Source organism: Castellaniella caeni NBRC 101664 (assembly GCF_001592225.1).
GTDB classification, from domain to species: domain Bacteria; phylum Pseudomonadota; class Gammaproteobacteria; order Burkholderiales; family Burkholderiaceae_B; genus Castellaniella; species Castellaniella caeni.
Map to the genome: position 1 here is coordinate 1 of NZ_BCWN01000005.1, position 17,343 is coordinate 17,343.

At 64.2% G+C, this 17,343-nt stretch carries 21 protein-coding genes; 16 read left to right on the forward strand and 5 right to left on the reverse strand.

Annotated elements, in window-relative coordinates; translation table 11 throughout:
* Positions 1-50: 50 nt before the first annotated feature.
* From rpsJ to CCA01S_RS16195, 16 genes are all read left to right on the forward strand, one after another.
* Positions 51-362: a 30S ribosomal protein S10 gene (gene rpsJ / locus CCA01S_RS04390; protein ID WP_043679008.1), complete on the forward strand. Its 312-nt coding sequence runs from the start codon at positions 51-53 to the stop codon at positions 360-362.
* A 238-nt stretch (positions 363-600) separates the two neighbouring features.
* A complete protein-coding gene (rplC, locus tag CCA01S_RS04395) occupies positions 601-1,290 on the forward strand; it encodes a 50S ribosomal protein L3 (protein WP_066454616.1) in 690 nt (229 codons plus the stop codon).
* 2 nt (positions 1,291-1,292) lie between these two features.
* Complete coding sequence (gene rplD, locus CCA01S_RS04400; RefSeq protein ID WP_066454619.1) at positions 1,293-1,916, forward strand: 50S ribosomal protein L4; 624 nt, start codon at positions 1,293-1,295, stop codon at positions 1,914-1,916.
* Entirely contained in the window at positions 1,913-2,209 is a 297-nt protein-coding gene (gene rplW / locus CCA01S_RS04405; RefSeq protein WP_066454627.1) for a 50S ribosomal protein L23, read from the forward strand. The genes rplD and rplW overlap by 4 nt, the downstream gene beginning before the upstream one ends.
* Complete coding sequence (gene rplB, locus CCA01S_RS04410; RefSeq protein WP_066454631.1) at positions 2,210-3,037, forward strand: 50S ribosomal protein L2; 828 nt, start codon at positions 2,210-2,212, stop codon at positions 3,035-3,037.
* 12 nt (positions 3,038-3,049) lie between these two features.
* A complete protein-coding gene (gene rpsS / locus CCA01S_RS04415; protein WP_066454635.1) occupies positions 3,050-3,325 on the forward strand; it encodes a 30S ribosomal protein S19 in 276 nt (91 codons plus the stop codon).
* Positions 3,326-3,328: 3 nt separating this feature from the next.
* The gene (rplV, locus tag CCA01S_RS04420) at positions 3,329-3,658 is read left to right on the forward strand and encodes a 50S ribosomal protein L22 (protein WP_066454639.1); all 330 of its coding nucleotides are present in this window, start codon (positions 3,329-3,331) and stop codon (positions 3,656-3,658) included.
* 9 nt (positions 3,659-3,667) lie between these two features.
* Positions 3,668-4,456, forward strand: a complete 789-nt coding sequence (rpsC, locus tag CCA01S_RS04425; protein WP_066454642.1) for a 30S ribosomal protein S3 — start codon at positions 3,668-3,670, stop codon at positions 4,454-4,456.
* A gap of 2 nt (positions 4,457-4,458) precedes the next feature.
* Positions 4,459-4,875, forward strand: coding sequence for a 50S ribosomal protein L16 (gene rplP / locus CCA01S_RS04430; RefSeq protein ID WP_066454643.1), 417 nt, complete (start codon positions 4,459-4,461; stop codon positions 4,873-4,875).
* A gap of 11 nt (positions 4,876-4,886) precedes the next feature.
* Positions 4,887-5,078 (forward strand): 50S ribosomal protein L29, encoded by a 192-nt coding sequence (rpmC, locus tag CCA01S_RS04435; RefSeq protein WP_066454649.1) that lies wholly within the window; start codon positions 4,887-4,889, stop codon positions 5,076-5,078.
* 1 nt (position 5,079) lies between these two features.
* Positions 5,080-5,361: a 30S ribosomal protein S17 gene (gene rpsQ / locus CCA01S_RS04440; protein WP_066454651.1), complete on the forward strand. Its 282-nt coding sequence runs from the start codon at positions 5,080-5,082 to the stop codon at positions 5,359-5,361.
* Positions 5,362-5,575: 214 nt separating this feature from the next.
* Positions 5,576-7,351: a gamma-glutamyltransferase gene (ggt, locus tag CCA01S_RS04445; RefSeq protein WP_066454652.1), complete on the forward strand. Its 1,776-nt coding sequence runs from the start codon at positions 5,576-5,578 to the stop codon at positions 7,349-7,351.
* Positions 7,352-7,481: 130 nt separating this feature from the next.
* Entirely contained in the window at positions 7,482-8,771 is a 1,290-nt protein-coding gene (locus tag CCA01S_RS04450) for an SLC13 family permease (protein WP_066454654.1), read from the forward strand.
* Positions 8,772-9,581, forward strand: coding sequence for an amidohydrolase family protein (locus tag CCA01S_RS04455; RefSeq protein ID WP_066454657.1), 810 nt, complete (start codon positions 8,772-8,774; stop codon positions 9,579-9,581).
* Positions 9,578-10,324: a GntR family transcriptional regulator gene (locus CCA01S_RS04460; RefSeq protein WP_066454659.1), complete on the forward strand. Its 747-nt coding sequence runs from the start codon at positions 9,578-9,580 to the stop codon at positions 10,322-10,324. Before CCA01S_RS04455 ends, CCA01S_RS04460 begins: the two co-directional genes overlap by 4 nt.
* A 46-nt stretch (positions 10,325-10,370) precedes the next feature.
* A complete protein-coding gene (locus tag CCA01S_RS16195; protein ID WP_066454665.1) occupies positions 10,371-11,942 on the forward strand; it encodes a methyl-accepting chemotaxis protein in 1,572 nt (523 codons plus the stop codon).
* On the opposite strand, the gene CCA01S_RS04470 is transcribed toward CCA01S_RS16195, so the two are convergent.
* The 5 genes from CCA01S_RS04470 to CCA01S_RS04490 form a co-directional block, all read right to left on the reverse strand.
* The gene (locus CCA01S_RS04470; protein WP_066454668.1) at positions 11,906-13,597 is read right to left on the reverse strand and encodes an AMP-binding protein; all 1,692 of its coding nucleotides are present in this window, start codon (positions 13,595-13,597) and stop codon (positions 11,906-11,908) included. The genes CCA01S_RS16195 and CCA01S_RS04470 overlap by 37 nt on opposite strands.
* Positions 13,598-13,628: 31 nt before the next feature.
* The gene (locus CCA01S_RS04475) at positions 13,629-14,324 is read right to left on the reverse strand and encodes a chalcone isomerase family protein (RefSeq protein ID WP_066454670.1); all 696 of its coding nucleotides are present in this window, start codon (positions 14,322-14,324) and stop codon (positions 13,629-13,631) included.
* Positions 14,321-14,848 (reverse strand): DUF4442 domain-containing protein, encoded by a 528-nt coding sequence (locus CCA01S_RS04480; RefSeq protein ID WP_066455138.1) that lies wholly within the window; start codon positions 14,846-14,848, stop codon positions 14,321-14,323. The genes CCA01S_RS04475 and CCA01S_RS04480 overlap by 4 nt, the downstream gene beginning before the upstream one ends.
* A gap of 176 nt (positions 14,849-15,024) precedes the next feature.
* Positions 15,025-16,371 (reverse strand): OmpP1/FadL family transporter, encoded by a 1,347-nt coding sequence (locus tag CCA01S_RS04485; RefSeq protein WP_066454671.1) that lies wholly within the window; start codon positions 16,369-16,371, stop codon positions 15,025-15,027.
* A gap of 188 nt (positions 16,372-16,559) precedes the next feature.
* A complete protein-coding gene (locus CCA01S_RS04490) occupies positions 16,560-17,324 on the reverse strand; it encodes a TetR/AcrR family transcriptional regulator (protein ID WP_084386476.1) in 765 nt (254 codons plus the stop codon).
* Between the last annotated feature and the right edge of the window lie 19 nt (positions 17,325-17,343).

The window sequence follows — 17,343 nt, forward strand, 5'->3', positions numbered from 1 at the left end:
CGCAGGCGAAGGCTTCGGCCTTCGCCCAGACTCGTTCTTTAGGGATACCCATGAAAAGCCAGAAAATCCGCATCCGCCTCAAGGCGTTCGACTACAAGCTGATCGATCAGTCCGCCGCCGAGATCGTCGATACGGCCAAGCGCACTGGCGCCGTGGTTCGTGGCCCGGTGCCGCTGCCCACGCGCATCCGTCGCTATGACGTGCTGCGTTCGCCGCACGTCAACAAGACCTCGCGCGATCAGTTTGAAATGCGCACCCATCAGCGCCTGATGGACATTGTCGATCCCACCGACAAGACCGTGGACGCCCTGATGCGTCTGGACTTGCCCGCTGGCGTGGACGTCGAAATCGCGCTGCAGTAATCCGGTAGCCCGCCCCCCTGTGGGGCGTATACCTCAAGCCGCTCTGTTTGTCTAGGCAGAGCGGCTTTTGCATGTTAGAATGCAAGGCTTCGCTATCTGTATTTATGGGTAGCGTGCGCGGCGCTTGCAGTACGCGCCGTCTGGGATGGCGTTTGCAGCATCAGGGCGCCGCCCATCGAGCCCCGGCCAATCGTAGTCGGGATTTAAGCTTACGGGTTTCAATACCCCGGAGAAAACAATGTCGAATTCGACACCTACGCCCGCGGCCTGGCGCCTCGGGCTCGTGGGACGCAAGGTCGGCATGACCCGCATCTTTACCGAGGAAGGCGAGTCCATCCCGGTCACTGTGCTGGACGTGTCCAACAACCGCGTCGCCCAGGTCAAGACGCCTGAAGTCGACGGCTATGCGGCTGTGCAGCTTGCCTATGGCACGCGGCGCGCCACGCGCGTAACCAAGGCGCAAGCCGGTCATTACGCCAAAGCAGGCATCGAAGCTGGCTCCAGCCTCAAAGAATTCCGTCTCGATCCCGCCCGCGCCGCCGAATTCACGGCAGGTGCCGTGGTCGCCGTCGAGTCCGTGTTCGAAGTGGGTCAACAGGTTGACGTCACGGGCACCTCGATCGGTAAAGGCTTTGCCGGTACGATCAAGCGCCACAACTTCGGTTCGCAGCGCGCTTCGCACGGCAACTCCCGCTCGCACCGCGTGCCCGGCTCCATCGGCCAGGCGCAAGATCCGGGCCGCATCTTCCCCGGCAAACGCATGTCCGGTCACATGGGCGACGTCACCTGCACCGTGCAGAACCTGGACGTCGTGCGCGTGGACGCCGAGCGCGGTCTGCTGCTGGTCAAGGGCGCCGTCCCCGGCCACAAAGATGCCGACATCGTCGTGTGCCCTGCCGTCAAGGCAGCGCCCAAGAAAGGAGCCTAATCATGGAACTCAAGCTCCTGAACGATCAGGGTCAGTCGTCGGCCACCGTTGCCGGCAACGATGAAATTTTCGGTCGCGAATTCAACGAAGCGCTGGTTCACCAGATCGTGGTGGCCTACCAGGCCAACGCCCGCATGGGCAACCGCGCGCAAAAGAATCGCGAAACGGTCAAGCACTCCACGAAGAAGCCCTGGCGCCAGAAAGGCACCGGTCGTGCGCGCTCCGGGATGACGTCCTCGCCCATCTGGCGTGGGGGTGGTCGCGCGTTCCCGAACTCGCCCGACGAAAACTTTAGCCACAAGGTCAACAAGAAAATGTACCGCGCAGGTCTGCGCGCCATTTTCTCGCAGCTGGTGCGCGAAGACCGTCTGGCCGTGGTGGAAAGCTTCACCCTCGAAGCCCCGAAGACCAAGCTGGCTGCCGCCAAGCTGAAAGATCTGGGCATCGCCGAGTCCGTCCTCATCATCACTGATGCGCTGGACGAAAACGTCTATCTCGCGACGCGCAACCTGCCTCACGTGGCGGTCATTGAAACGCGCTACGCCGACCCGCTTTCGCTGGTGCACTACAAGAAAGTGCTGGTCACCAAGCCGGCGGTCGCCCAACTCGAGGAGTTGCTGGGATGAATGCCGAACGTCTGATGCAAGTCATTCTGGCGCCCGTGGTCACTGAAAAGGCCACGATGATCGCCGAAAAGAACAACCAGGTCGCTTTCCGCGTGATTGCCGACGCCACCAAGCCCGAAATCAAGGCCGCCGTCGAGCTGCTGTTCAAGGTCGAGGTCGAGTCCGTGCAGGTTGCCAACCGCAAGGGCAAGGAAAAGCGTTTCGGCCGTTTCATCGGTCGTCGCCGCAACGAGCGCAAGGCCTTCGTCTCCCTGAAGGCCGGCCAGGAAATCGACTTTACGGAGGTAAACTAAATGCCGCTGGTTAAAGTCAAACCGACGTCCGCTGGCCGTCGTGGCATGGTCAAGGTCGTGCACCCCGAACTGCACAAGGGCCCGGGCTATGCGCCGCTGCTCGAACAGAAAACGCGTGGCTCTGGTCGCAACAACAATGGCCACATCACGGTGCGCCATCGTGGGGGCGGTCATAAGCAGCACTACCGCGTCGTCGATTTCCGTCGCAACAAAGACGGCATCGTCGCCAAGGTAGAGCGTCTCGAATACGACCCCAACCGCACGGCCCACCTGGCCCTGCTGTGCTACGCCGATGGCGAGCGCCGTTACATCATCGCTCCGCGCGGTCTTGAAGTCGGTGCCACCGTGGTGTCCGGCGCCGAAGCCCCCATCCGCTCCGGCAACACGCTGCCCATCCGTGCCATCCCCGTGGGTGCCACGATCCACTGCATCGAAATGCAGCCGGGCAAGGGCGCCCAGATGGCCCGCTCGGCCGGCGCATCCGCCGTGCTGCTGGCCCGCGAAGGCGTCTACGCCCAGGTTCGTCTGCGCTCGGGCGAAGTGCGCCGCGTGCACATCGATTGCCGCGCCACCATCGGTGAAGTCGGCAACGGCGACCACAGCCTGCGCCAGATCGGCAAGGCCGGTGCCACGCGTTGGCGCGGTATCCGCCCGACCGTTCGTGGCGTGGTCATGAACCCGGTGGATCACCCGCACGGTGGTGGTGAAGGCCGCACAGGCGAAGGCCGCGTGCCCGTCAGTCCGTGGGGCACTCCGACGAAGGGTTATCGTACCCGTCGTAACAAGCGCACAGACAATATGATTGTCTCGCGCCGCAAGCGCAAATAAGGGGCGAACACTATGTCACGTTCGATCAAGAAAGGCCCATTCGTCGATGCGCATCTGATCAAAAAGGTCGATGCCGCCGTCGGGGGCAAAGAAAAGAAGCCGATCAAGACCTGGTCGCGTCGTTCCACCATCCTGCCCGAGTTCATCGGTCTGACGATTGCCGTGCACAATGGCCGTCAGCACGTTCCCGTGTACATCAACGAGAACATGGTCGGTCACAAGCTCGGCGAATTCGCCCTGACGCGTACCTTCAAGGGTCACGCGGCAGACAAAAAGGCCAAGAGGTAAGCCATGGAAACTACCGCAGTCATTCGCGGCGTCCATATTTCCGCTCAGAAGACCCGCCTGGTGGCGGATCTGATCCGTGGAAAATCCGTGGCGCATGCGCTCAACATCCTGACGTTCAGCCCGAAAAAGGCGGCTGGCATCCTCAAGAAAGCGCTCGAATCGGCCATCGCCAATGCCGAGCACAATGACGGTGCCGACATCGACGAACTGAAGGTCACCACCGTTTATGTGGACAAGGGCCAGTCGATGAAGCGTTTCTCGGCACGCGCCAAGGGCCGTGGCAACCGCATCGAAAAGCAGACCTGCCACATCGTGGTCAAGGTCGGGGCGTAAGGAGTCGCAATGGGACAGAAAATCCACCCAATCGGGTTCCGCCTCGCGGTCAACCACAACTGGACTTCTCGCTGGTACGCCAACGATAAGGTCTACGGCGACATGCTGGCCGAAGACATTCGTGTGCGCGAGTACCTGAAGAAGAAACTGAAATCGGCTTCGGTCGGTCGTGTCGTCATCGAACGTCCAGCCAAGAACGCCCGCATCACGGTCTACTCGGCTCGCCCGGGTGTGGTGATCGGCCGTCGCGGCGAAGACATCGAGACGCTCAAGACCGATCTGCAGCGCCTGATGGGCGTGCCCGTGCACGTCAACATCGAAGAGATCCGCAAGCCTGAAACCGACGCGCAACTGATCGCCGACTCGATTGCCCAGCAACTCGAAAAGCGCATCATGTTCCGTCGCGCCATGAAGCGTGCCATGCAAAACGCCATGCGTCTGGGTGCCCAGGGCATCAAGATCATGTCGTCGGGCCGTCTGAACGGCATCGAAATCGCGCGTACCGAATGGTATCGCGAAGGCCGTGTGCCGCTGCACACCCTGCGTGCCAACATCGACTACGGCTTCTCCGAAGCGCAGACGACGTACGGCATCATCGGCATCAAGGTCTGGGTCTACAAGGGCGACATGCTGCCCAACGGCGAAATGCCGCCGGAAACCGCTGCCCCGCGCGACGAAGAACGTCGCCCGCGCCGCCCGCGTGGTGATCGTCCGGGCCGTCCCGGCGACAACCGTGGCCGTGGCCGTGGCCCGCGCCGCGACGCCGCCTCGGCGGCACCGGCGCCTGAAGGAGAATAACCATGTTGTCACCCTCTCGCAGGAAATACCGCAAAGAGCAAAAAGGCCGCAACACCGGCCTGGCGACGCGCGGCACCAACGTGTCGTTTGGCGAGTACGGCCTGAAGTCCACCGATCGCGGCCGCCTCACGGCGCGCCAGATCGAGGCTGCCCGTCGTGCCATCAACCGCCACATCAAGCGCGGCGGCCGCATCTGGATCCGCATCTTCCCGGACAAGCCCATTTCCCAAAAGCCCGCCGAAGTCCGGATGGGTAACGGCAAGGGCAATCCAGAATTCTGGGTCGCTGAAATTCAACCTGGCAAAGTGCTGTACGAAATGGAAGGCGTGTCCGAAGAAGTCGCACGCGAAGCATTCCGTCTGGCCGCCGCCAAGCTGCCCCTGCGCACGACCTTCGTGTCGCGCCGCGTGGGCGCCTAAGGGGACCATCTATGAAAGCCAGTGAACTGCGCGAAAAAGATGCCGCCGGGCTCCAGACCGAGCTCGAGAGCCTGCTGAAGGCACACTTCAACCTGCGCATGCAGCGTGCCACTCAGCAGCTTTCCAACACCAGCCAGTTGGGCAAGGTGCGCCGCGACATCGCGCGCATCCGCACCATCATGACTGAGAACGCAGGAAAGTAATATGACTACCGAAACGCAAAAAGACACCGCGAAGCGTCAACGCACGCTGACCGGCAAGGTCGTCAGCAACAAGATGGACAAGACGGTCGTCGTCAGCGTCCAGACCCGCGTCAAGCACCCCGTGCTGGGCAAGTTCGTCAACCGCACCGCGAAGTACAAGGCGCATGACGAAGCCAACCAGTACAACGAAGGCGATACCGTCGAGATCGCCGAAGGCCGTCCCATCTCCAAGCAGAAGTCCTGGACGGTGGTGCGCCTGATCGAGGCTGTGCGCATCATCTGATGCCGCCGTGTCCGGCTGGGGCTTGCGCCCTGGCTGGTCGGCCCGATTCGTGTGACCTCGCAGTACCCCAAGCCCCGCCCCGTGCGGGGTTTGTTCGTTGTGCGGCGTCCGTGGATGTCGCCTCCCGGCTGGTGACGAACGGCTTCAGGCCTGGTGAATCGGCCAAGTCCCGTGTTAGCGTAGCAGGCAGAAAAACCCCAAGAGGAGACCTGCCATGCCGATACGCCGATTGTTTCTGCCGCTGGCGGTGGTGGCCGCGCTGCTGTCCGCCTGCGCCACGCCCGCCCCGCACGATGCCGCGCGCGCCGCGCCGACCACCACCGCCGCGGCGCAGTCCGCCGCTGCCGCCTACGACTTCGACATGGACGTCTTCCATCCGGTCGTGGCCAAGCACGGCATGGTGGTCTCCGAACAGGCCCTGGCCAGCCAGGCGGGCCTCGAAACCCTCAAGGCGGGTGGCAATGCGGTGGATGCCGCCGTGGCCGTGGGCTTTGCCCTGGCGGTGGTGCTGCCCAATGCCGGCAACCTGGGCGGTGGCGGTTTCATGATGGTGCACAGCGCCCAGGATGGCCGCGACATTGCCCTCGATTTCCGCGAGACGGCGCCGGGCCGGGCGTCGCGCGACATGTATCTGGACGCCAGCGGCCAGGTGGCGGATGGCCGTTCGCTGTTCACGCACCTGGCTGTGGGCGTGCCCGGCAGTGTGGCCGGCCTCACCCATGCCCAGCAGCGCTGGGGCACGCTGCCGCTGTCGCGGGTGATGGCGCCCGCCATCCGCCTGGCCGAACGGGGCTATCCGGTCAGCCAGACCCTGGCCGAGACCCTGGCCAAGACGGCCAAGACGATGGGCCAGTGGCCGGCCACGCGCGCCATCTTCTGGCGCGATGGCGCGCCCCTCAAGGCGGGCGACCCGCTGGTGCAGAAAGACCTCGCCCGCTCGCTGCGCCTGATCGCCAGCCAGGGGGCCAGGGCTTTCTACCAGGGGCCCATCGGCCAGAAGATCGTGGCCGAAATGGCCCGGCACGGCGGCCTCATCAGCGCCCAGGATCTGGCCCGCTACCGGGTGGTCGAACGCACGCCCATCGTGGGTGAGTATCGCGGCTTTCGGGTGGTCACCATGCCGCCGCCCAGCTCGGGTGGCATTCACCTGGTGCAGATTCTCAACATGATGGAAGGCTGGCCCGTCCGCGACTGGGGCGCGGGCAGCGCGCAGACCATCCATCACATGGCTGAAGCCATGAAGCTGGCCTACGCCGACCGCTCCGAATATCTGGGTGACACCGACTTCGTCAAGGTGCCCGTGGCGGGGCTTACCTCCAAGGCCTACGCGCGCGCGCTGGCGGCCACTATCGACGCGACCCATGCCCGGCCCTCCAGCGACATTCACCCCGGCAAGCCGCAGCCCTACGAAAGCGACCAGACCACGCACTTCTCGGTGGTGGATGCCGCGGGCAACGCGGTGGCGGTCACCTATACGCTCAACACCAATTTCGGCAGTGGCATCGTGGCGGATGGCACCGGCATCCTGCTGAACAACGAAATGGACGACTTCTCCGCCAAGCCGGGCGTGGCCAACGTCTATGGACTCATTGGCGGCGAGGCCAACGCCATCCAGCCAGACAAGCGTCCCTTGTCGTCCATGACGCCCACGCTGGTGATGAAGGACGGGCAGCCCTGGCTGGTCACGGGCAGCCCGGGCGGGGCGCGCATCATCACCACCGTGCTGGAAACCGTGGTGGATGCGATCGATTTCCAGATGAACCCGGCCGAGGCCGCCGCCACCCCGCGCTTTCACCACCAGTGGTGGCCCGACCAGCTGCGCGTCGAAAAGGGCTTCAGCCCCGATACGCTGCGCCTGCTGCGCGGCTATGGCCAGCACATTGCCGTGATGCCCACGATGGGCCGCACGCAGACGGTGCAGGTGCGCGACGGGCTGCTGTATGGCGCCTCCGACCCGCGCAACCCGGATGGCGCAGCCCTGGGGTACTGAGAGAGCCCCGGGCGCAGGAGGACTTGAACTGTCGGAATGCCGATCGCTTGGAATCTGAAATAAGGGGTCAAATGATCTATTCATATAGATGACTGGATGATACAATTCGCCATCTTTCGTGGGTATTTCTATGACTTTCCTTATCGTGGGCGCCATTCTGCTGTCGATCGCAGTGGGCTACCGGACAAAAATCAACATCGGCTTTTTTGCCATCGTGTTCGCCTATCTGATCGGCGCCTACGGCATGGGCATGTCGGCTTCGCAGGTGGTGCAGTTCTGGCCAGTGAAGATTTTCTTCGTCATCCTGTCGGTGACGCTGTTCTACAACTTCGCCATGGCCAATGGGGCGCTGGAGAAGCTGGCCGGACATCTGCTATACGCCTGTCGGCATTTTCCGGCGCTGCTGCCCCTGGCCATCTTCGCCGCGTCCACCCTCATCGCCGCCCTGGGGGCGGGCTTCTACACGGTGCTGGCCTTCATGGCCCCGATGACGCTGCTGCTGTGCCAGAAAACCGGCATGAGCAAGATGATCGGCGGCATGGCGGTCAATTACGGCGCGCTGGCGGGAGCCAATTTCATGACCTCGCAAAGCGGCGTGATCTTTCGCGGCCTGATGGAAGGGGCGGGTGTGGCGCCGTCGGCGGCCTTCACCTATGCCTCGGCCATGTTCATCACCACGCTGATCCTGCCGCTGCTGGTGGTGGGCGGCTATGTGCTGGTGTTCCGGCACCGACTCAACATCCGCGTCGCCACCGAAAAGCCGGCTCCTTTCGATGCCCGGCAGAAGCAGTCGTTGTGGCTCATCATCCTGCTCATGGCACTGCTGCTGGTGTTTCCGCTGCTGCACATCCTGTTTCCGGAAAACCACAGCATCACGTACCTGAATGCCCGGGTGGACATCGCCTTCATGGCCATCATCTTCTCCGTCATCAGCCTGCTGCTGCGCCTGGCCGACGAGAAGAAGGTCGTGGCCTTCGTCCCCTGGGGCACGCTCATCATGATCTGCGGCGTGGGCATGCTCATCGAGGTGGCAATCAAGGCCGGGGTCATCAGCACGCTGTCCGACTGGGTGTCCACCACCATCCCCCTGTGGATGATTCCGCTGGCCATGTGCGTCATCGGCGCCATCATGTCCTTGTTTTCAAGCACGCTGGGCGTGGTGACGCCCGCCCTGTTTCCGGTGGTGCCCGCCATTGCAACGGCCACCGGCTACGACCCCATGATCCTGTTCGTCTGCATCGTGGTTGGGGCGCAGGCGTCCGCCATTTCGCCGTTCTCGTCGGGCGGCAGCCTGATTCTCGGCTCGGCGCCGCACGGCATGGATCAGCGGCGGCTGTTCAACGATCTGTTGTTTCGTGCCGTGCCGCTGGGGTTTGGCGCGGCGCTGCTGGCAACAGCGGTGCTGCAGGGGGTGCTGTAAATGAAGCAGGTCGATACCCATGCGCACGTATTCCGCGCCGACAGCCCCCTGGCGCCTGGCGCTCGCTACCGCCCCGCGGCGGACGCCACGCCGCAGGCCTATCTCGCGCACCTCGACCAGCACGGCTTTGAATACGGCGTGCTGATCCAGCCCAGCTTTCTGGCCTGCGACAATACGCAGATGCTGGCGGCGATCGCCGCCAATCCGCAGCGACTGAAAGGGGTGGCCGTGGTGGCCGCCGACAGCGATCCGGCGGCCCTGAAGGCGCTGGATCAGCAGGGCATCGTGGGCCTGCGCCTGAATCTGTTCGGGCAGCCGACCCCCGATCTGTCCGGCCCGGCCTGGCGCCGCCTGTTGGCGCAGGCCGAGGCGCTGGGCTGGCAGATCGAGCTGCACTGCCCCCCGCGGCTTGCCCACGGGCTGATGGCGCAGCTGCGCGATTATCAGGCGCCCGTGGTGCTGGATCACTTCGGCCGTATCGATCCCGACCAAGGCGTCCAGGATCCCGATTACCAGCGCGTGCTGGCGTTGCTCGATCCGGGCCGCCACTGGGTCAAGGTGTCGGGTTTCTACCGGCTGGGCCAGGGGCACCGGGGTGAATCCCTGGCCCAGGAGGCGCTGGCCTTGCTGCTCGATCTGGGCATGCGCGATCATCTGGTCTGGGGCAGCGACTGGCCGCACACGCAGTTTCACCAGTCGATGACGTACGAGGCCGCCGTTGCTTTCATGGCACACTTGCTGCCCGACGCTGCTTTGCGCAGCCAGATCCTGGCAGACAATGCCTGCCGCCTGTTTGGGTTTCCCGCATGACGACTTCACCCCTGCCCAGCGCCCAGACGCTGGAAAACCTCAGCATCCCGCGCTACGAGCGCGTGCGCATTGCCATCCAGCAAAGGCTGGCGCAGCAGGCCTGGGGTGTCGATCAGCCGATTCCGACCGAGCAAGAATTCGCTCGGGAATACGGTGTGTCGATCGGCACTGTGCGCAAGGCGATCGAGCGGCTGGTGGCCGATGGGCTGCTGGTCAAGCGCCAGGGCAGCGGCACGTTTCTGCGACGCCCCGATTTCAGCCATTCGCTGCTGCGCTTCTTTCGTCTGCGCGACGCCGCGGGCCAGCCTGTCTTGCCGGTGGGCGTCGTCAAGCAGGTGGCGCTGGCGGCCGGTGATGCCGTCATCAACCAGAAGCTGCAACAGCCCGAGGACGCGCGCCTGGTGCACCTGACGCGCATCCGCCTGGTGGAAAACAGCGTCGTGCTCAGCGAGCGCATCTGGCTGCCCGCCGCCTTGTTCGCCGCCCTGGCCGAGGTGCCCGCCGCCCGCTTCGGCAATCTGCTGTACCCCTTTTTTGAAGAGACCTGTCAACAGCGGGTGTTTTCCGTCGAAGAGACCCTGTCGGTTTCCTGTGACTGCACGGACGCCTACCTGGGTGTGCGCCCGCCCGATCCGGTGGTCTGCATCGAGCGGGTGGCGCACGACCTGGTCGGGCAGCCCCTCGAGTACCGGAAGTCGTACGGCTTGCCGCAGCACTTCCGCTATCAGGTCAAAATCCACTGAAAGGCGCCGGGGGCCGCGGCCCGTCCGGCACGCCAAGAGACTCATCATGTTCAAAAATATCAAGATTTCCAATACCCTGCTGACCGTCGTCCTGGCCTTCATCTGCCTGCAGGCGGTGCTGGGCGGACTGGGGTACTGGGCCCTGAATCGCGTCAACGACCGGGTGCAGACGCTCTACCAGAGCGCCATCGTGCAGACCAATACGGTCAATGCCGCCACGCTTTCCCTCATCACGGCGCGCACCGACCTCAGCCGCTACTCCACCCGGGTCGCCCAGAATCACCCGGAGCAAAACGACACCCTGCTCAATGCGCGCAAGTTGATCGCCGCCGCGGACGTTCGCATCGCCGATCTGCAAAAAGGCCTCGGGGCCGATGACGCGCGCGCCATGGCGCCGTTTCTGACGGCCTACCGGCAGTACAGCGACAACCTCAAGGGGGTCGATCGCGTCTTGTCGGCGGGCGACATGCAGGCCTACCTGAAGCAGGGCACCCAGAAGGTGCAGGACAACTACATGTCGGTGCGCGATCGCTTCGTGAGCAATGCCGAACAATTTGGGCAAAGTACCATGCAGCGCATCGAGTCGTTCTACACGCTGTTCATCGGCGCCCTGGCCGTGACGCTGCTGGTCAGTCTGCTGGCGGCCCTGGGCGTCAACGTCATGGCGCGACGCCTGATCGTGCGTCCCCTGCTGGCTGCCGCCGAGCAGTTCAAGCGGATTGCGGCGGGCGACCTGACGCGCCGGATTCACGCCGACGGACGCAACGAGATCGGCGTGCTGCTGCGCGCCTTGCAGGACATGCAGCATAGCCTGGTGGGCTTGGTGGCCCAGGTGCGCGAAGGCGTACAGGAAATCCACCTCAGCACGCAGGAAATTTCGGCGGGCAATACCGATCTGTCCAGCCGCACCGAAGAACAGGCCGCCTCGCTGCAGGAGACGGCGGCCAGCATGGAGCAGCTGTCCTCCACGGTGAAGCAGAACGCCGAGCACGCCCATCAGGCGAGCAGCACGGTGTCCGCGTCTTCCTCGGTGGCGCAGCGCGGCGGCGAGGCGGTCGAGGGCGTCATCCAGACCATGGGCGCGATTGCCGACAGCTCCGCTCACATGGCGGAAATTGTGGGCGTCATCGACAACATTGCCTTCCAGACCAACATCCTGGCGCTCAATGCCGCCGTCGAGGCGGCGCGCGCGGGCGAGCAGGGCAAAGGCTTTGCCGTGGTGGCCTCCGAGGTGCGTGCCCTGGCGCAGCGCAGCGCGGGCGCGGCCAAAGAGATCAAATCGCTGATCGACGACTCGGTGCTGAAAGTCTCCACCGGCACCCAGCAGGTCAGTCGCGCGGGCGACACGATCCGCCAGGTGGTTGATTCAGTGGCGCAAGTGACGCGCATCATGAGCGAAATCTCGACGGCATCGGCTGAACAGGCGAGCGGCATCGGGCAGATCAATACGGCGGTCTCGCAGATGGACGGCGTCACGCAGCAAAACGCGGCGCTGGTCGAGCAGGCCGCCGCTGCGGCCCAGGCCCTGCAGGATCAGGCGCAGCACCTGGCGCAGGCCGTGGCCTTGTTCAAGCTGCCCCTTCAGGCTGACGGCGTGGCGCTGCTGGCCGCTTCTTGATTTTTCAGTTCGCGGCGCAAGATCTTGCCGACGTTGCTGCGCGGCAGGTCGTCGCGGAATTCGACGAACTTGGGCACTTTGTAGCCGGTCAGCAGCTTGCGGCAGTGCGCGATGACCTCGGCCTCGGTGAGATTGGGGTCTTTGCGGATGACGTACAGCTTGACAACCTCGCCCGAATGGCCGTTGGGCACGCCGATGGCGGCGGCTTCGAGGATGCCCGGGTGCTCGATGGCGGCAGCCTCGACTTCGTTGGGATAGACGTTGAAGCCGGACACCAGAATCATGTCTTTCTTGCGATCCAGCAGAAAGACGTAGCCCTTGTCGTTCATGTAGCCGATGTCGCCGGTGAGCAACCAGCCATCGGCGTCGAAGACCTTGGCGGTTTCTTCGGGACGGTTCCAGTAGCCTGACGTCACTTGCGGGCCCTTGACGCAGATTTCGCCCGATTCGCCGATGGCCATGCTGCGGTTGTCGGTGCGCACGGCCACGTCGGTGGATGGCACGGGCAGGCCGATCGAGCCGTTGAAATCGACCTTGTCGAGCGGGTTGATGGTGACCGCGGGCGAGGTTTCCGTCAGGCCATAGGCCTGGGCGATGGGTTTGCCGGTGACCTTCAGCCAGCGCTCGGCGATGGCTTCTTGCACGGCCATGCCGCCGCCCAACGTGGTGTGCAGGCTGCTGAAATCCAGCTTGGCAAAATCGGGGTTGTTGAGCAGGGCGTTGAACAGGGTGTTGACCCCCGTGAGCGCCGTGAATTTGACGCTGCCCAGCTCTTTGACGAAACCCGGGATGTCGCGCGGGTTGACGATGAGCAGGTTGCTGGCCCCCAGCTTCATGAAGGTGAGGCAGTTGGCCGTGAGCGCGAAGATGTGATAGAGCGGCAGGGCCGTGACCACGCATTCGCGTTCGCCCGCGCAGAAGGGCTTGACCCAGCTATAGGCCTGGCAGACGTTGGCGATGAGGTTGCCGTGGCTGAGCATGGCGCCCTTGGCCACCCCGGTGGTGCCGCCCGTGTATTGCAGCGCCGCCAGGTCGTGGTGCGTGAGCTCGGGGCGCTGGTAGGATGCCCGGGCGCCCGCGGTCAGCGCATCTTTGAGCCGGAAGGCCCCGGGGATGCGCCAGGCCGGCACCATCTTTTTCACGTGGCGCACCACCAGGTCGGTGATGAGGCCCTTGGGAAACCCCAGCATCTCGCCCAGCGAGGTGACCACCACGCGTTGTACGGTGGTGCCCGGCATGGCTTCTTGCAGTGTATGGGCGAAGTTTTCGGCCACCACCACGGTGGTGGCGCCCGAGTCGGCCAGCTGGTGGTTGAGCTCGTGCGCGGTATACAGCGGGTTGGTGTTGACCACCACGGCACCCGCCATCAGCGTGCCGAACAGGCAAATGGGGTACTGCAGCAGATTGGGCATCATCAGGGCCACGCGGTCGCCCTTGGCCACCCCCTGCGTTTGCAGCCAGGCGGCGAAATGCTGGGCCCGTTGATGCACTTCGGTGTAGCTGAGGGACGCACCCATGCTGATGTACGCCGTGTTGTGGGCGTACAGCCGACAGCTTTCCTCGAAGAGATCGGCCAGGGATTGGTAGCTTGCGGCCATCTCCGTGATGTCAGCCGGCACCCCGTGCGGGTAATGTTCCAGCCAGATGCGTTCCATGGTGTGTTTCCTTATTGCAAATCGGGATCAATCAGTTGTTTGCGGATTTCTGACCCAACAGGGCCAGTTTCAGCGATTCTTGCGCTGGCGTCGAGCCCAGCCAGACTTTCAGCAGCGCGGTGGCGAAGCGCGGGTCGTTGACTTCGCCCAGCGCCTTGCCCTTGAACGTCACGGCCACCTTGCCCTGCTGGAAGACGATGTCCACCAGATCGCCCGAGGCGCCTTCGCCGCCCGTCTGCATGAAGGCTTCAAAGGCCTTGATGGTGGCGCCCATGGCGGCCAGCTCGGCTTCGCTGTTGTTGGCCTTGAGGCCGTCGTTCAGTGCGTCGGTGAGGGCCTTGCTGTTGATGTCGCGCAAGAGCGTCAGGCGCAGCAGCTGCGGCTCGCTGCTCTTCAGGATGGCCTCCACGTCGTGCGTGGGCTGCGGGCGGTAAAGCGCCGCCACATAGATGTGGAAGACAAAGCGTTGGCGCAGGCCCGCGCCATTGAGCACCAGGGCCTGGCCATCGACGGTCTGCTGCTCGGGGACGTTGACGGTGCCGACGGTGACCGCTTGGGCTGCGGGGCTCAGGCCCAGGGCCGCGCCGGCCAATGTCAGGGCCAGCAGCGTTTCGCGCATGGCTGTCGTGGCGCGTTGCCGTGTGTTGCCGCGCTTGTCCTGGCGGACGCTGGCGGCCGGGCGGCGTGGCAAGGCATTGAAAATGACCGATGGAAGGCGGAATGTCATGTGGGGTCTCCTGCCGCGCCGTGGCGCAGCTTGTGTTGTTTGTACCAGGCCTTGTCGGCCAGATAGAGCGTGCGTTGCACTTCGGTATGCACCGTGCCGTCCGGGCCCTTGAGCTCGACGGGGTAGGTGCGCTCGGTTTCGTGGTCGCGCCGCAGGGCCTCGCGGATGTCCCGCAGTTCGGCTTCCGACAGGCGGAAGTCCGCCGTCAATGTGTGGAAGGCGGGCTTGCGGTAGCGGATGGTGGCGGCCTTGTCCCAGACGATGACGTCGCTGCCGAGCCGCGCCATCAGCATGCCGGCGTGCACGCCGTCCGTGACGGCAAACAGCGAGCCGCCATAGATGGAGCCCACCAGGTTGCGCGTGCGCCGGGTCAGCGCCAGGCGCACGCGGATGTGCAGCAAGTCAGGCGCGACGAAGACCACCCGGCCGCCGGTTGCCCGGAAGGCCGGGTGGAGATTGAAGCCCATGCGCATGGCACGGGCCGCCCATCGTGGCGACAGGCGGGATAACTGCGACAGCTTCATGCCCGTGTCCTGCCCTTTATCGACCAGACGGCATTTGCCGACTTGGCGCCGACCCGCGCGGCCAGAGCCGATCGGGTTGAATACAAGCTGCCGGGCTTGGGGCAGGCCGAGGATGCCGCATTCGAGCCTGGCCAAAACCGCAGCGGGCAAAACACAGGGTTCACAGCGTCTCCTGCTCAGAAACGATGCGAGAACTGCACGCCGATCAGGTCGGCGCTGCTGTCGTAGGTGCCCTTCAGCGTGCCGGCCGAGCTGTCCGCCGAGTGGTTGTTCACCGAGGTGCTCTTGACGAACAGGTGGGCATAGCCGACGTCGATGCTGGTGTTCTTGCTGAAGTTGTACTTCGCGCCCAGCGACACCCAGTAGCGGTCATTGTCCGGCAGCGCGGAGGGACGGTAGGCATCGCTTTGCACCGGCGATTGATCCCAGGCCACGCCGCCCTTGAACGTCCAGCTGTCGCTGTAGCGGTAGTGCGCGCCCAGGGCCACGCGCCAGGCATCCTTGAAGCGCAGATCGAGCTCGGCATCCGGCACGCCGCTGTTCTTGATCTTCAGCTCGGGGATGCTGCTCCAGCCCGTCCACGAGACGTCGCCCAGCAGCGTCCAGCGATCGTTCAGGTTATGGACGACGCTGAAGATGGCCGTGTCGGGCAGTTCGATGGAGGCGTCGGCGCTATGCGAGCCGAGGATCCCCTGGGCCTGCAGGCCGCCTAGAATCGTGGCGTTGGCGACATCCCTATTGCTGATTTTTGTCGTCCCATCCGCGTCGATTTTGACCTTGGATCGGTAGGACAGACCCAGCCGTGTATCTGGGGTCGCTTGCCAGAGAACGCCTGCGTTCCAGCCCCAGCCGTCGCCGTCGGCCTTGACCTTGGCATTGAGATCACCCATGTAGGTGCCTGCTCCCGGCATCGGGGCCGGCACGCGAACGGCCTGCGCTTTACGGTAGTCGGCGTTCAGCTGCATCCAGTTCAGGCCGACGCCGAAAGACAGGGTGTCAGTGGCCTTGAAGGCAATGGACGGATTGACGTTGATGCTTTCAATCGAGAATTTTTCCGAGTGATAGCGTCCAGCCCAGCCTTTTTCGTAGTCTGTCATCAGGCCAAACGGCGCGCCGATGCCCAGGCCCAGCCATACCTTGGGATTCACTTCCCAGGTGAAGTAGGCGTTGGGGACGACGCCCCAGGATCCCGCGTTGCCTCCGTCAGAGCCGCCCGAAGGTTGGCCGGAGAGGGCCGGGACACCGTTGTTTCCCTTGGTCGTGCCGTCATTCGAAAACTCGAAATTCGGCTTGATGGCCACCACGCCCGCGCTGGCGTTCATGCCGGGCAGCAGCGTCATGCCGGCCGGGTTGAAGAACACGGTGCTGGCGTCCTCGGCGATGGCCGCCGAGCCCGCGAAGGCGCTGCCGATGCCGCTGGCGTTCTGTTCCAGCAGCTGGAAGCCCGCGGCATGGGCCACGCCCACACTGCCCAGGCCCAGGATCAGGGCCGACAGGGTCTTGATCGGGTGATGCGATTTCATAGGTTCTCCTCCAGTGATGAGTGTCGGGGCTTGTTCGTCCGAGAAATTCAGGCGCGCAAAGACCCCTGCCGCACCCGGTGGGGCGGCGTTCAAGGCATACAGAAGCCCGCACGGCGCTCGTGAGCGCAGTGTCTGGGTGTTTTCAGAAAGACGCCGGGATCAGACCGGCATGAGCGGGGGATCAGCCATCATTTGGTGTCATGAATGCCCCCCTGAGAAGATGAAGACGTGTGGTGGTCGGTGGCCGCCCGCGCGGAGGCTCCGGCCGGTGCGTGCGCCTGCCCGGCGGGCAGGGCGGAAAGCTGGGTGGGCAGCGGCGCGCGCAGCCCGCCCAGCAAAAATGTCATCAAACGGTTGAGCAGTTCTTCGGCGTTGATGCTGGTGTCGCCTTGCAGGTTCATGACCTGGCTGGAGGACTCGGCCCCCATGATGGCGTAGGCCGTGGCCCCCAGCATGAAGTGGAAGCGCCAGACGATCTCGGCTTCGGGCACGCCGGGCAGCGACGTCAGCAGGGCACGGGTGAAGCGGTGGGCCACGACGGAGCGCTCGGCCTCGAACAGGGCGGTGATGGCCCCGTTGGGGTCGGACAGGTTGCTGCTTTGCAGCGGCATGAAGGCGCGCCGTTCGGCCCCCGCGCTGCAGGCGTGGCGCACGAGCGGGCCGAAGTAGGCCTCGACGATGGCCGATGGTTTCAGGGGCTGGCCCCCGGCCTGGGTCTCGAGGTCGTCGAGGATGCGCAGGCGTTCGTCGTTGAGGGCGTCCAGCCGACGCTGGAAAACCGCTTCAATCAGGGCGTCTTTGGAACCAAAATGATAATTGACCGCCGACAGGTTGACCTGCGCCGTCTTGGTGATCTGGCGCATGGATGTCTTGTCGTGCCCTTGCTCTGCGAACAGGCGTTCTGCGGCATCGAGAATGGCATCACGGGTGAGGGAGGAGCGGGAAAGTGTCATGTCTGATTCAAACGTTTGT

Coding starts and splice junctions, on each gene's coding strand:
- rpsJ (WP_043679008.1), top strand. CDS start 51: ATGAAAAGCCAGAAAATCCGCATCCGCCTCAAGGCGTTCGACTACAAG.
- rplC (WP_066454616.1), top strand. CDS start 601: ATGTCGAATTCGACACCTACGCCCGCGGCCTGGCGCCTCGGGCTCGTG.
- rplD (WP_066454619.1), top strand. CDS start 1,293: ATGGAACTCAAGCTCCTGAACGATCAGGGTCAGTCGTCGGCCACCGTT.
- rplW (WP_066454627.1), top strand. CDS start 1,913: ATGAATGCCGAACGTCTGATGCAAGTCATTCTGGCGCCCGTGGTCACT.
- rplB (WP_066454631.1), top strand. CDS start 2,210: ATGCCGCTGGTTAAAGTCAAACCGACGTCCGCTGGCCGTCGTGGCATG.
- rpsS (WP_066454635.1), top strand. CDS start 3,050: ATGTCACGTTCGATCAAGAAAGGCCCATTCGTCGATGCGCATCTGATC.
- rplV (WP_066454639.1), top strand. CDS start 3,329: ATGGAAACTACCGCAGTCATTCGCGGCGTCCATATTTCCGCTCAGAAG.
- rpsC (WP_066454642.1), top strand. CDS start 3,668: ATGGGACAGAAAATCCACCCAATCGGGTTCCGCCTCGCGGTCAACCAC.
- rplP (WP_066454643.1), top strand. CDS start 4,459: ATGTTGTCACCCTCTCGCAGGAAATACCGCAAAGAGCAAAAAGGCCGC.
- rpmC (WP_066454649.1), top strand. CDS start 4,887: ATGAAAGCCAGTGAACTGCGCGAAAAAGATGCCGCCGGGCTCCAGACC.
- rpsQ (WP_066454651.1), top strand. CDS start 5,080: ATGACTACCGAAACGCAAAAAGACACCGCGAAGCGTCAACGCACGCTG.
- ggt (WP_066454652.1), top strand. CDS start 5,576: ATGCCGATACGCCGATTGTTTCTGCCGCTGGCGGTGGTGGCCGCGCTG.
- CCA01S_RS04450 (WP_066454654.1), top strand. CDS start 7,482: ATGACTTTCCTTATCGTGGGCGCCATTCTGCTGTCGATCGCAGTGGGC.
- CCA01S_RS04455 (WP_066454657.1), top strand. CDS start 8,772: ATGAAGCAGGTCGATACCCATGCGCACGTATTCCGCGCCGACAGCCCC.
- CCA01S_RS04460 (WP_066454659.1), top strand. CDS start 9,578: ATGACGACTTCACCCCTGCCCAGCGCCCAGACGCTGGAAAACCTCAGC.
- CCA01S_RS16195 (WP_066454665.1), top strand. CDS start 10,371: ATGTTCAAAAATATCAAGATTTCCAATACCCTGCTGACCGTCGTCCTG.
- CCA01S_RS04470 (WP_066454668.1), bottom strand. CDS start 13,597: ATGGAACGCATCTGGCTGGAACATTACCCGCACGGGGTGCCGGCTGAC.
- CCA01S_RS04475 (WP_066454670.1), bottom strand. CDS start 14,324: ATGACATTCCGCCTTCCATCGGTCATTTTCAATGCCTTGCCACGCCGC.
- CCA01S_RS04480 (WP_066455138.1), bottom strand. CDS start 14,848: ATGAAGCTGTCGCAGTTATCCCGCCTGTCGCCACGATGGGCGGCCCGT.
- CCA01S_RS04485 (WP_066454671.1), bottom strand. CDS start 16,371: ATGAAATCGCATCACCCGATCAAGACCCTGTCGGCCCTGATCCTGGGC.
- CCA01S_RS04490 (WP_084386476.1), bottom strand. CDS start 17,324: ATGACACTTTCCCGCTCCTCCCTCACCCGTGATGCCATTCTCGATGCC.